Annotated in this window: 15 protein-coding genes; 13 read left to right on the top strand and 2 right to left on the bottom strand. The window is 33.1% G+C overall.

All coding sequences use genetic code 11. The annotated features are described in order from the left end of the window. Positions 1 to 173 precede the first annotated feature (173 nt). The 10 genes from IPO86_00080 (at position 174) to IPO86_00125 (ending at position 8,046) form a co-directional block, all read left to right on the top strand. On the top strand, positions 174 to 671 hold the full coding sequence (locus IPO86_00080; protein MBK9726493.1) for a hypothetical protein: 498 nt from the start codon (positions 174 to 176) through the stop codon (positions 669 to 671). 142 nt (positions 672 to 813) lie between these two features. Continuing rightward, positions 814 to 1,311 carry a hypothetical protein gene (locus IPO86_00085; GenBank protein MBK9726494.1) on the top strand — a complete coding sequence of 166 codons (498 nt, stop codon included), beginning with the start codon at positions 814 to 816 and terminating at the stop codon, positions 1,309 to 1,311. A 95-nt stretch (positions 1,312 to 1,406) separates the two neighbouring features. After that, entirely contained in the window at positions 1,407 to 1,631 is a 225-nt protein-coding gene (locus tag IPO86_00090; GenBank protein MBK9726495.1) for a type II toxin-antitoxin system HicB family antitoxin, read from the top strand. A gap of 48 nt (positions 1,632 to 1,679) precedes the next feature. Next, positions 1,680 to 1,847, top strand: a complete 168-nt coding sequence (locus IPO86_00095; GenBank protein MBK9726496.1) for a type II toxin-antitoxin system HicA family toxin — start codon at positions 1,680 to 1,682, stop codon at positions 1,845 to 1,847. Positions 1,848 to 2,538: 691 nt separating this feature from the next. Beyond that, positions 2,539 to 2,964: a hypothetical protein gene (locus IPO86_00100; GenBank protein ID MBK9726497.1), complete on the top strand. Its 426-nt coding sequence runs from the start codon at positions 2,539 to 2,541 to the stop codon at positions 2,962 to 2,964. Between the two features lie 192 nt (positions 2,965 to 3,156). Next, a complete protein-coding gene (locus IPO86_00105; GenBank protein ID MBK9726498.1) occupies positions 3,157 to 3,990 on the top strand; it encodes a hypothetical protein in 834 nt (277 codons plus the stop codon). A 257-nt stretch (positions 3,991 to 4,247) separates the two neighbouring features. After that, positions 4,248 to 4,913, top strand: a complete 666-nt coding sequence (locus tag IPO86_00110; protein ID MBK9726499.1) for a PorT family protein — start codon at positions 4,248 to 4,250, stop codon at positions 4,911 to 4,913. Between the two features lie 850 nt (positions 4,914 to 5,763). Beyond that, complete coding sequence (locus IPO86_00115) at positions 5,764 to 6,291, top strand: hypothetical protein (protein ID MBK9726500.1); 528 nt, start codon at positions 5,764 to 5,766, stop codon at positions 6,289 to 6,291. A gap of 308 nt (positions 6,292 to 6,599) precedes the next feature. Continuing rightward, on the top strand, positions 6,600 to 6,923 hold the full coding sequence (locus tag IPO86_00120) for a hypothetical protein (protein ID MBK9726501.1): 324 nt from the start codon (positions 6,600 to 6,602) through the stop codon (positions 6,921 to 6,923). A 172-nt stretch (positions 6,924 to 7,095) separates the two neighbouring features. Further along, positions 7,096 to 8,046: a hypothetical protein gene (locus IPO86_00125; protein MBK9726502.1), complete on the top strand. Its 951-nt coding sequence runs from the start codon at positions 7,096 to 7,098 to the stop codon at positions 8,044 to 8,046. Positions 8,047 to 8,119: 73 nt separating this feature from the next. Here the strand turns inward: IPO86_00125 and IPO86_00130 are convergent, their stop codons facing one another. Beyond that, positions 8,120 to 8,731 carry a hypothetical protein gene (locus tag IPO86_00130; protein MBK9726503.1) on the bottom strand — a complete coding sequence of 204 codons (612 nt, stop codon included), beginning with the start codon at positions 8,729 to 8,731 and terminating at the stop codon, positions 8,120 to 8,122. A 6-nt stretch (positions 8,732 to 8,737) separates the two neighbouring features. Continuing rightward, positions 8,738 to 9,370, bottom strand: coding sequence for a hypothetical protein (locus IPO86_00135; protein MBK9726504.1), 633 nt, complete (start codon positions 9,368 to 9,370; stop codon positions 8,738 to 8,740). Positions 9,371 to 10,055: 685 nt separating this feature from the next. Between IPO86_00135 and IPO86_00140 the strand changes: the two genes are divergently transcribed. The 3 genes from IPO86_00140 to IPO86_00150 are packed head-to-tail and all read left to right on the top strand — an operon-like array spanning position 10,056 to position 13,555. Continuing rightward, the gene (locus IPO86_00140) at positions 10,056 to 10,454 is read left to right on the top strand and encodes a hypothetical protein (GenBank protein MBK9726505.1); all 399 of its coding nucleotides are present in this window, start codon (positions 10,056 to 10,058) and stop codon (positions 10,452 to 10,454) included. Between the two features lie 6 nt (positions 10,455 to 10,460). Further along, positions 10,461 to 10,724, top strand: coding sequence for a helix-turn-helix transcriptional regulator (locus IPO86_00145; GenBank protein MBK9726506.1), 264 nt, complete (start codon positions 10,461 to 10,463; stop codon positions 10,722 to 10,724). An 8-nt stretch (positions 10,725 to 10,732) separates the two neighbouring features. After that, complete coding sequence (locus IPO86_00150; protein ID MBK9726507.1) at positions 10,733 to 13,555, top strand: hypothetical protein; 2,823 nt, start codon at positions 10,733 to 10,735, stop codon at positions 13,553 to 13,555. Positions 13,556 to 13,559: the final 4 nt, after the last annotated feature.

Genomic DNA, 13,559 nt, shown 5'->3' on the forward strand with positions numbered 1-13,559 from the left:
ATTTTCTTTTAATTTTTTTTGGCAATTAAGATATAATTTTTTAGTTTTGACTGCTATTCGTTTGGCGGTGCAACGTCTATGCCAAAACGTTGGCGGTAATTGAATTTATATATTGTGCGCACGATAAAATCTAGTTTAAATTAAATTGATTATGCAACTACAATTAATAAATTATGCAGTATATTATATTTAAAACGAATTACTATATCTTATTTTTGAACTTGTTTTTTTGGGGATTTATGAAAATTAAAGTTATTTTAGCCTTATATTTATTAGTTGCTTTCTGTAGTTGCGAAATGGAAAATTCGGTGGCTACACAAGAAGATATAAAAGTGCTAATTGCCAGGGACTGGAGATTTAAAGAAAAGCCTCAAACTAATTTAAGCAATTTTATGGGTCATGTTGAAAATAGGACAGTTTTTGATGGTAGTGAGATTATATCATTTAAATCAGATAGTTCATTTCTAGTAAACCAGATTAAATATGGAAAATGGATATTGAATAGAACTGATTCCCTTATTGAAATAACTCAAATTTCAAATAATGAATATACGTGTTGTGGTATAGGTCAAACAACTATGGGGTGGGAAATAAAGGTCGTCACAAAAGATGAAATGACGGTAAATCATCGATACTACAGATTTTTAGATAATGTTTATAAGCTTAAATAACTACCGCCAACATGGCATACACTCAAGCGCTAAAGCGCCTGCGTGTATGCCAAATCCGTTGGCGGTAATTGAATTTATATATTGTGCGCACGATAAAATCTAGTTTAAATTAAATTGATTATGCAACTACAATTAATAAATTATGCAGTATATTATATTTAAAACGAATTACTATATCTTATTTTTGAACTTGTTTTTTTGGGGATTTATGAAAATTAAAGTTATTTTAGCCTTATATTTATTAGTTGCTTTCTGTAGTTGCGAAATGGAAAATTCGGTGGCTACACAAGAAGATATAAAAGTGCTAATTGCCAGGGACTGGAGATTTAAAGAAAAGCCTCAAACTAATTTAAGCAATTTTATGGGTCATGTTGAAAATAGGACAGTTTTTGATGGTAGTGAGATTATATCATTTAAATCAGATAGTTCATTTCTAGTAAACCAGATTAAATATGGAAAATGGATATTGAATAGAACTGATTCCCTTATTGAAATAACTCAAATTTCAAATAATGAATATACGTGTTGTGGTATAGGTCAAACAACTATGGGGTGGGAAATAAAGGTCGTCACAAAAGATGAAATGACGGTAAATCATCGATACTACAGATTTTTAGATAATGTTTATAAGCTTAAATAACTACCGCCAACATGGCATACACTCAAGCGCTAAAGCGCCTGCGTGTATGCCAAATCCGTTATGGGAGATATCAAAAAATACATTAAATTTGCTATATGAACAGAAAAATAGAATTAACTGCAGTAATAGAAAAGGAAGACAATTTGTATATTTCACTTTGTCCTGAATTAGATATTGCCAGTCAAGGTGACACTCCTGATGAGGCGAAATCTAATCTTGTTGAAGCACTTGAACTATTTTATGAGACTGCATCCGAAACTGAAATAACTAGAAGATTACACAACGAATTGCAAATTTCTAGAGTTACAGTTAACATTTAATTTTTAATAAGACCATTATCTGGCAAGGACATCTGTTTAATATTGTCAATGCATGGATATATAAAAGTGAGACAAAAAGGAAGTCATGTAATAATGCAAAAACTTACAGAGGATTCAACTATAACAGTTCCAGTACCAATGCATAAAGAAATTAAAATTGGAACATTGCATTCAATAATAAGACAATCAGAACTCACTAAGCGGGACTTTGAATGATACCTCCCATAACACGGCATAAACGCTACACCGCCAAGCATCAAAAATCATTCTCTTTTAATTTTTTTTGGAAATAAATATTTAAGTTACTATTTTTGGCTGCTAATGAATTGGCGGTGCAGCGTCTATGCCAAAACGTTATGAGAGACCAGCCAGATGTTTATGTGACTTGCTCTCATCCAATAAGATTATACTGATGGGTGTGAATTCAAAATTTAACATGTTAATTGATACACAAACACAACCATTTTAAAACGCAATATTGTGATGCAAACCAAACATAATTATACAAAATAATATACAATTTCTAAATGAAAATGATTTTTGTGTGAGCATGTGAAATGGGTGTCGTAACAAATCTTGGCCTCTCATAACACAGCATAAACGCTACACCGCCAAGCATCAAAAATCATTTTCTTTTAATTTTTTTTGGCAATTAAGATATAATTTTTTAGTTTTGACTGCTATTCGTTTGGCGGTGCAACGTCTATGCCAAAACGTTATAAGCCATTTCTAAACTACATAATATGTCAAAAAGCATTCACATAACAAAAAAGAATTTCAAGGGATTAAATAAAAAAGAACTTGACGAACAAGCTAATGACTCTACTTCAGAGCTAAGGCAATGGGTCAGGAAATCTATATTAAAAGAGGAAGTTAAAAAAACTCGGAAGCAAAAGAAGAATATCTAATGACTGAAAGGAAACTCAAAGAATATTTTGAAAATGTATTGACCGCAGAACAATTATCATTAGACTTAAAAGACAGTCAAAAGAAAACAAGTTATGATGTTATTAGTGTTTTTGTAACTACTAAGCAGTCTAAAGAGAAGTTTTTAATTACTAAAGATCATTTAATAAAACTTTGCAATGACACACTTAATGGAAAACTTTCTCCTAACAATTTAAATACAATTTCATTTGCACTCATTACATCCGAATTTTTTCATTGGCAAGGAGAATCTAAAGACACAGAAATTATTGAAACTGTAATATACGACTGGGACAATCCCGATAATGGCTTTGATTTATCTCTTAAGAACATTGCACTTTGGAAAGAATACTTGATCTCTGGTGAATACAAACTTGATAAGTACGAACTAAAGAGGAAATTTTGAGATACTAAAAAGCATTCCTAAAAACGGCTTATAACATGGCATAGACTCTACACCGCCTAGCATCATCAATCATTCTCTTTAAATTTTTTCCCATAAAGACAAATTAATTTTTTAGTTTTGGCTGCTAATGATTTGGCGGTGCAGCGTCTATGCCAAAACCGTTATATGCCATATTAAAGACCGACACTAAAAATGACGAACAAAGACACATTTTCAAAACGACAAGGACTTTTTTCACTTAAAGAGAAAGAGATAACAGTTCGTGAAGACGCACCAGAAGGACTTCGTGGCTTTATAAAAATGGCTTATTACGACCTTAATAAAAATCCGTCTGACTTAAGAGCAATAACTTCAAGAGTTTTAAAAATTGCTCCTGACAGCAATAACTGGTCTGAATTTCCAAACATTGACTGGGAAGTTGGACAGCATTTAGACAGTTGCGAATGGTATTTAGTTTACGACATAATTGAAACGATAATTCAAAAACTAAATGCATCTGAAAAGACAACTTTTTCCAATGAAATAAACGAATACTTTATTGCTAACGGTATTGGTTGGAAAATTGTAAATGAACAAATAGAAACTCGTGGTGACGAAGTATTTGAAACCGCAGTTAAGACAGTTGTATCTGTTCTTGAAACCGCAAAACTTGAAACTGCAAAGACAGAAATAAAAGAAGCACTTATTGACCTATCAAGACGACCTTCGCCTGACCTTACTGGTGCAATTCAACATTCACTTGCTTGTTTAGAATGTTTAGCAAGAGAAGCAACTGGCGACAAAAAAGCAACATTAGGAGAGCTTATTAAAAAGCATCCAAACATTGTCCCAAAACCACTTGACATCGCAATTGAAAAAATTTGGGGCTTTACATCTGAACAAGGCAGACACTTACGAGAAGGACAAGCTCCCGAATATTTAGAAGCAGAATTAGTTGTTGAACTCTCCGCTGCTATTTCAACATATTTAGGAAAAAAACTTAGTGAGACAAACACTAAAGCAGAAGACGATGATTTACCATTCTGACAGAAGAAATACGGCATATAACAGCACATTTGCAATAGGCGGGATTACGTGCTCCGCAGACAGTTTTATAGTTGCAGAAAGTTTGTATCTTCGAATTATAATTTGTGGCGGAAATTCCCACCCATCGCAAATCTGCAATACGTTATCGCCAAGCTTATAAAAACTATTAGGGTCACATTTTCGAACAAAGTAAATAAATGAAAATACAAGCAAAAATATCTTTGAGTTTATTAATTTTTACATCATTCGCTAATTCGATGAAATGTCAAAATTTGAATATTGGCATAACTGCCAATTTAGGACTAAGTAAAGTCACATCTAATTTTCTAGTTTCAGACGATTACAAAGTAAAATACACATACTCCGGAAACATTGGCGTATTTATAGAAAAGGAAATAGGTAATAAGTCATCATTAGGAGCAGAAGTTCTATGGGTTCAAATTGGGGGAAAAGAAACGACGGATAACAAAATACTTACTGCATTTGATGGACAGGATTTAAAGGTAGTAGGTATCATTTCAGATGTAGCCAAATTAAATTCAAGTTATATTGCATTCCCCTTTTATTATCGAGTACAATTAAATAAAATCGGAATTAAAATTGGACTTCAAACAATGTTCTTCCTTTTTGCCAATTCCAGTTATGAGGCAACAGGAGAACTTAATGGCAAGCCATACTATGGTAAAAGCAATACAAGTGGAATCAAGTTTGATATCATCGACTTTGGACCTAAAATTGGAGTTGAATATAATTTAGGTATGAGCTTAAAACTTCGAGCAGATTATTATTTAGGGCTACCGGATATTACTTCGGACTCTTCTCCCTTCGAAAGAAAAAATCGACAAGGAAATCTTGGAATAAATTATCGATTCAATTTCAAAGAAAAGACTTCGCGAAAAGAAATAAGTTACGATTATAATTAAAAAAGCCTGGCGATAACATGGCATAAACGCTACACCGCCAAACATCAAAAATCATTCTCTTTTAATTTTTTTGGTAATGAAAAACTTATTTCTTATTTTTGGCTACTAATGGTTGGCGGTGCAGCGTCTATGCTAATCCGTTATGAGAGACCAGCCAGATGTTTATGTGACATGCTCTCATCTAATAAGATTATACAAATGGGTGTGAATTCAAAATTTAACAAGCCAATCAAAATATAAATACAACGATTTTAAAACGCAATATAGTGATGCAAACCAAACATAATTATACAAAATAATATACAATTTATAAATGAAAATGATTTTTGTGTGAGCATGTGAAATGGGTGTCGTAACAAATCTTGGCCTCTCATAACACAGCATAAACGCTACACCGCCAAGCATCAAAAATCATTTTCTTTTAATTTTTTTTGGCAATTAAGATATAATTTTTTAGTTTTGACTGCTATTCGTTTGGCAGTGCAACGTCTATGCCAAAACGTTACTGGACATCCCAAAAAGAAAATATAATTGGGATGCAAATATTACCAATTTATTAATCTATAAATACACAAATTAAATAGATGTTTTGTGTGAGTTCAAGCATATAATAAATTGAATAATAAACGTGATGAAAAGGGATGAGGATCGTGTGGGCTCCAAGGGTGTGATTTTAGGAAATTTATTTCCTAATACATAATAATGAATATTGAAAACTCACTTGACGTTGACTGGGACGTCCAGTAACACTAGCTTGACACAATGCCGCCAAAATTATTTATATTTGCCATCAACCATACGTTAATGCGGCACAGCGTCAAGCCAAATCCGTTATGCCCAACTTTAAAATATGCTTTTAATAAGATTTATAGCTTTTCTATTTGGTGGATTGGTCTTGACATTAATTGGATATTATCTAAGAAAGGAAAAGAAATTTTTGGGATTTACTTTTATGATTCTTGGTCTTTTTCTAATCTATACAATAACTATTGGTCCATTATCCAAGAGTAAGGATAGAATTTTAGCAATAACCAACATTGATTCTGTACAAGTTAAGAATATAAAACTTTTACCATCGCATGATAACCCCAAAAGAACAATTAATACAGAGATAATAATTAATGATAGGGATGAAATTAACCAACTATGTAAAGGATTGAATGGTGCTGTTGAAGAAGGAGAAGGGTTTTTAAAATCCCCAGAATGGCAATGTATAATAGTAGTCGAATTGAATTCAAATGAACAATTAAAATTTGGAGTAAACAGAATAGATGAAGTAACTGGATTGAATGTTTCCTCCAATGGAGAATCGGGCTGGCATTATGGCAACCTTAGGGCTGATGAATTCGGGAGGAGAATCGGAAACATCGTGAAATAAAAAGCTGGCCATAACAGGCTATACACTCTACCCCGCCTACATCTTTATGATTCTCTTTTAATTTTTTCGGTAAGTAAAAATTATTTTTTACTTTTGGATGCCAAGCGATTGGCGGGGCAGCGTGTATAGCCAATCCGTTACTGGCCATCTAAGAAAGAAAACAAACATGACGCAAATCTTCCGTCGTCGTATTTGATTAAAATTCGCTTTTGGCTTGAAGACCAAAATGTTTGAATTAACATTTTTATATTCTCATTAACCCAACCAAAATAGAAAATTCACCTGTCATTTAATAAAAACTTTAGAATATGAAAATTTATCCAATCGTTATTCTATTTTTAATCTCATGCCATTGCAATAATGAAGATGAAATTATAAATCCTACCTTACCAAATTGCATTGAGAGTATAATTGCTAACAAAGCAATCTCAGGAGCATTACAAACAATACGTGCCCAAAAAGTAAATGGAAATATTCATTACTGGTTAAATACTGATTTTACACAATTTGATGGAGTGGAATACATTTTAAATACAAATTGTGATACAATATGCAGCTTTTGTGGAGAATGTTGGCCGGCAGATTGCACAAAGATTTATTGCGAAACATGGCAAATAATTTGGAAGAAATGAAATACATTGATAATTCCAATCAGTATTATTCATCACATCAAGCATGAATAGACGGCCAGTAACACTAGCTTGACACAATGCCGCCAAAATTATTTATATTTGCCATCAACCATACGTTAAGGCGGCACAGCGTCAAGCCAAATCCGTTACCTGCCATTTTAAATTTAATATTATGGACAAATTAATAGAAGAATGTAAAAGATTATCACTTTGTTCTAGCCTTGAAGATTCACAAGAAACCTTAGATGTTTTTATAGATTGTATATACCAATTAATTTTAAACCATCATAAAGATAAATTGAATAACCCGACAGAGGAAGAAGCCAAACTCGTCCTACAAATGATATTTTCTAAACTTTGTCATATTCGCAAACTGATTGATGGAGTGGATTATGTAAAAAATGGTAAATTTTATTTAAAAAAATTAGTTGATCCAACAATTATTGCTTGCTTGATTCGGAACTTATATGAAACCGTTTGTGCATTTCATGTAATTTTTATTTCACCCAAAAACAATGACGAACATATAATTATATACAAGTTATGGGTAATAGCAGGGCAATCATTTAGGCAAAGATTTGCATCAAATGTTCAATCTTCAACTAGCCAATCCAAACTTGATGAGGAACTCAAACAAATTCAGCAATTCAAAATTGATATTGAGAATAATAATAAGTATAAGCTTTTAAATCCAGCAGACAAAGACAAGATCCAAATTAAAATCAAAAGCAAAGACTATAAAATTTGGTTCGATGGAAATGAAGTTAAATTTTTAGATTGGAAAGATATTCCAGAATTAATGTCGTGCAAAGGATCCTATTTTGAGAATATGTATACTTACTTTTCCCTTTATTCTCATCCAAGCTTTGTTTCAGTATATCAATTTGCAGACTTATTTGATAAAGATAACAAAGATTTTCTTATGATGACAACATTTAATTTGAAATTTGCCTTTATTATTACAAGTATTTTTCTTGCCGATTACTTAAAACTATTTCCCACAAATTTGTCTGCTTTTGAAAAAATGGATATTCGAGATCAATTTGTGATTAACTTTTTCAACAAAAATATAAGAGGTGATGCTTTCTCGATTAATGACGTTAATAAAAGAATTGTAATTTAAATATGTTATGATTATAACACAACTTAAAAGTCATTATAAGTTGAAAGATAATCCTTAAAAATAAAAAGATTTTTTAACCTTTAAATTCAAAGCTTCTTAGCGCACCTAGGCAGCTCCCCCAGGGCCCTCCATAAGATATTTCAAAACTATCACCAATCCAATCAGGCCCTACTCTATAATTTTCTAATAACTTTTCTACTGCGTCAAAGTTCTCTCTAATATATGCCACTGTAATATGTGGAGTTTCACCCACAACATCCCAGTTCAACGGTTCTATCCATTTAGATACTTTTTCTTTTAATTGAAGTTTAAGATCAATTAAATAATCAGATTGTTCGGTATCAATGAAAAGGTAATTTCTTTTCGGTTTTTTCAAGTATGGAATTGATGATGATATTTTTATTGGTAACATTTTTTGAGAAAAGTGATAAACCTCATCCAAAACTGCTTCATAGTTTTTCTCGTTAGCTATAAAACCCATATAAAGAGTTAAATGAGGAATTTGGAAAGATTTTGGTGAAAAATCAACCCCACTCTTAGTAATTAATTGTATTTCCTTATTAAGCTGCATACAATAATTTGCTATTTCACCTCTTAAAGGGAAATGGATATTAATTTTTGAATGTTTATTACCGAAATTTTGATTCGGTTGATCATGTAATAAATCAATAAATCTACTTATCATTGCTAATTACTCAAATTTATTTTTTAATTCTTCTGAATCCTGTAAAACCTTAATAACACCTTTTGTTTGTTTTGGTTCTCTATTAGTAAAATAATAACCTTCCAATCTTTTAGGGCTTTCCTTTTCAAACAATTCAAGAATTGTAAAACCATAGAACGTTGCGGCTGGTATTTTTCTTTTTTCAATCTTGCCGCCATCTCCTTGCCATAGATAGCAAATCCAGAATTTTTGTTCTGCTAGATCTGAAGAAATTTCAACTAAATAACTTTGTGATTTTCCATTTCTAGAGTAAGTATAAACTTGCGCTTTTGACATACTTTGTGTAATTTCAATTACAAATGTATGCGGGTCTTCTTCTCCGTCACGGTCAAGAGTTCCTATCCATCGCCCTCTGAAATCCGGGGGAATATTAACTATTGTTCTATACTTTTGAATATATTTCCAATGCCATCCTTTTTTTTCTAAAATGAACCAGAGAATAGTTATCGGAAGCAGAATTAATGCATAATGAATCAATATTTCACCTAGTTTTTTGAAATCTGCAATATGCAAGACTAGTAAAATTATTGCAAAAATGAATATACTTCCTAATGCGGAAGTAGTTATAAGTGGTTTTATTTTAAGCCTGTAGGGAATCATAACTATTTGATCAATTTAAACACTAATCAGAATGTATGCATTAGCGTTGTAAATATACGAATTTACTTTTTCTTTATAGCCGATTTTTACAAACTAATTTTATAGCCAATGTACAACTGGCAAACAGCATTAAGATAAACAGCAGGTAACACTGTATACACTCGATCCCGCCGATCCAGATTTCATTTTTCACTTTCGGCTGATATGCAAATAAAAATAAAGCGGTAACTTTGACTGTCTCCAAGCGGCGGGACCGCGTGTATACTAATCCGTTACCGGTCATGCTATGGCGACAGTGCAACTATTAAACTGACAGATAAAAATTAAACAGACGAGCAACAAATTTTGACATTTAGACAACGACATACAACTAATTTGACTTCCTGACAGTTCGGACTAACGAGCCGACACTCAAGCCAACGCTATAAAAAAATTAAAACACCGCCACCGCACAAAAAAAAATTGAATTTCTATGCCACCGCACAAAACACACTTTCATTTTTTTGCCATCACACGAAGCCAACCCGAAAAAAAATGAAAGAGTGTTTTCTCCACCGCTTTATTCCGCTTCGTAGCAAATATTTCTTGAAAGTATGTTCAATATATTGCACTGAAAAACAAAACCAAATTCTATCTTTGCGACAACTAAAAGCGGGGGCAACGCGATATAAACTGCACAACAATTATGAAACCTACTAAAGTCGGGCAAGTAGCCAAGTTCCACACTCCTAATGAGGACGAAGACCCAAATCAACTTTATGTTGTTTTGGAAATCAAGGGAGACGATGATTCAGCAAGAGTTGACATCAAAGCATTAAACACTGGACTTTCATTTCCACCAATCAACACGGTTAGATTAACTGACTTGGAAGTTGTTCCGGTTGATACAGCAGACCTTGTTGGACATACAGTAATAATCAACAAGGCAGATTACTCACAGGTTTCAGGGAAGGTTATTAAAGTAAGCGAACAACAAATTATGCTTGACCTCACCAAAGGAATTAAAGGAGTAGAAACAAATGTTTGGGTTACGATTCAAGACGAGAACGGCAAAGAACACACAGGAACTTTGTTTGTAAACTAAAATTCTATGACGAAAATTAAATCCAAACCAAAGCCGGAATACTTCCAAGATTACAGACAAAAGATTGGGGACAGTATTCGTGTATTCAGAGAAGAGAATGAATACAGCCAAGATGATTTGGCGGAAATAATGGAAGTCAGCAGAACAACAATTTCAAAAATAGAGAATGGCAAATTTGCCATTAGCATTGATTACATCGTGAAATTCGGATGGTATCTTGATTTTGATTTTGTGTTACTGAAAAAAATCAAAACCGGAAATTCCAAATGAATTGAACAATGACTTACTTAGAATGGAACGAACATATCGCCAAGCTATTTTTCAAACCTGACAACGCAGGTAAGGACATTCTATTCTATTTAACCAGAGAAGATTTAATTAAATATTCAAGAGCAAACTTTAACGGCACAACTGATGAAAACATTTGGGCTGACTTCATTCATGCAATCAAGTTTGACCAACAAGAGAAAAACGATTTCGCTTATCCTTACTCTCCTATTGCCAAACCGCTTGAACTATTTTCAAAATGGAACAAGACAAGCACACCGCCATTCATTGCTTACTTAATTCTTTATGTTATTCCGTTGACAGAAACTTATGAGGAGAATTTTATTTCATCTGCCTATTACGGAAAAGTAAACGCATTCTTCAACAAGTATGAAATCCTAAATCATTTTACTGAAAAAATAATTTGGTGGGGAAACTTCCAAACTATTTCTCCATTGTTTAGTCAACTTGAAGAATGGACTGTAATAACTAACAATTGCGACCTTGGAATTTTTGAACTGAAAAAGTTTGGAAACGAAAATTGGGTTCATGTAGGCAAACCTCTTTCGCAATGTGTGTTTCCACCGAGAGCAATTAAACGATTACCGGAATTATTTCTTCATGCAGGAATGATTCCCGATTCAACCTACCAACCGGCAGAGTTCAAAAAATATTTACTGCAATACGGTTCATCAATTTTGTTGCTGCCAAATAGTGTAATTGATATTATCCGAAAATATGAAACACATGATTTAGGACAATCAATAATTGACACAACAAAAAAGGCATACAAGAATTGGACAGGTGAATCACATTCAGTTGATGAAACCGGAGCAACAGCAAGAACAAAACGCAACGACATTTCTTCAAGAATATTTTTGCAGTTGCAGCTTTTCAGCAACGAAGGAAGAATTGAATTTTCCTACCGGATGAAATCTGCAAATGAATTTGCAGAAGATTTATCTTTCAATGGAATTGAAATCAGAGAGGAGAAATTGGGCTATTCAAAAACTTTGAAGTTACCATTCAAAGAAACCTTTCAACTCAAAGACGATTTCAATAAATGGGTTGCAAAATTTCCTGACAAAGATGTTCGGCTTTTTATCAGTGCAGGTTCACTTCAATTCAGCACTGACTATTGGATTGAAACAGACACACTCACAAAAGCAAATTGGATGTATCTCCTTTGCAAAAATTCTTTGCGTGAGAAAATTTTAAGTTGGGGGAAAAACCAATGCACAAAGTTTGAAGATGAAACTGATTTAGAGAATATGCCTGACGGCATATCTCTTTTCAGGTTTCTCAATCCGAGAGAGGGCATTGATGAAATTCCAGTTCTGACAATCATCAAAGAAAAATTTGTTCAGCTAACTTCAGCATTGGAATTTGATTTCAGAACTTTCACGAATGACTTTTTACCCGAAGTTGAAATTCTAAATTCAGATGGAACAGAAAAGATTTATCTCCAATACAAAAACAACGAGGAGAAATTTTTTCTAAAGAAAAAAATTTCCAACAGCAACCGTTGGTTGCTGCCGGAAGAACTTTCGCTATTTTCTGATTTCAACATTAGAACAGACGAAGAAAAATTTGCAGGGAATGAAACAACTTACAAAGTTGTTTCTGCAAATGGTTCTGCTTTGTTGCTTGATGGAACAAAACTTCCAAAGAGAAATTCATTTGGCAGAACTACCGACCAAGTTCTAACTCAATATTCATTCGGAAGCAATACGGTTGGAATTAACTTAATGAAACAAATTCCATATCAACAACTATTCAGAGGAATCAATGCGGATTCAAACACGGGCAACACACAGCCAACTTACACACACAGCGAGGGGAATATTTTTCTTTCGTTCCTCACATTGAAAGGAACAACAACAGCGAAAGATTTTTATTCAGCATTTGAATTTCTCCATTCAAAATATTTCGGAAACAAACCACACAGCAACAACTTCAATTATTCAAAAGTCAAAAAGGCATCGCTAAATTTCTTTGACTACTTAGGATATTTGGATTACGAGTATGAAACAAAATCAATTGTGGTGAACCCACCACAATTGATTTTCATTCCGGCAAGCAAGGGAAGAAAAGTTTTGTTGATTGGTGGCAGAGATGAAACACTTGTGAATGCAATTATTGCAACAGCACCCAAACACAATTTGCAAGTTGAAATCACAAAACAATTTCAATCAAACGAAGATTTGCTTTTGCCTGATGCGATTACAATAAAATCATTTGGAACAGCTAAGGAAGTGTTCGGAGAAAAAAATCTGATTGCATTCGCAAGCGAACTGAAAATCAAATTCAGTTCAGGAGATTTGGTGCAGGTTGGCTTACAACATTTTTGCAGTGACATTGACGAGTATGAAAAAGATTTGTTTGCAACAAAAGAAACAACGCTGACTTATGAAGATTGGGCAAGGTATATTTTCAATCCCGACACTTTACAACTTGACAAATCATTTTCAGAAAACTTTGATAAGAGTTTTACAATGTTGGAATATCGGTTGAGACCTTGGGAGTTTCACCACCGACTTTGGGCAAATCAAAAGTGTTATGATATTGATAAGAACTGGGGAAAATATGTTGCTCTGAAACATCAAAAGAAACATGTTATTTTGTATGACCGGAATAAAGAGAAAGTTGCAGTTCCTCTTGAATTACCATTACCGAGATTATTAGCAGAATCCATTATGTTGCTTAGTGGATTAGCTCCGGTTTATTCTGAAATTGAAAGCAAGGCATACAGGGTTTACGAGAACATTCCAAGTGTTTTCATTCAGAACTTATTTGATAAACTTAAACAGAAAACTATTGACTTTAATTTTTAATTCA

The organism is Saprospiraceae bacterium, assembly GCA_016717265.1.
In the GTDB taxonomy this organism is placed as follows: Bacteria; Bacteroidota; Bacteroidia; order Chitinophagales; family Saprospiraceae; genus Vicinibacter.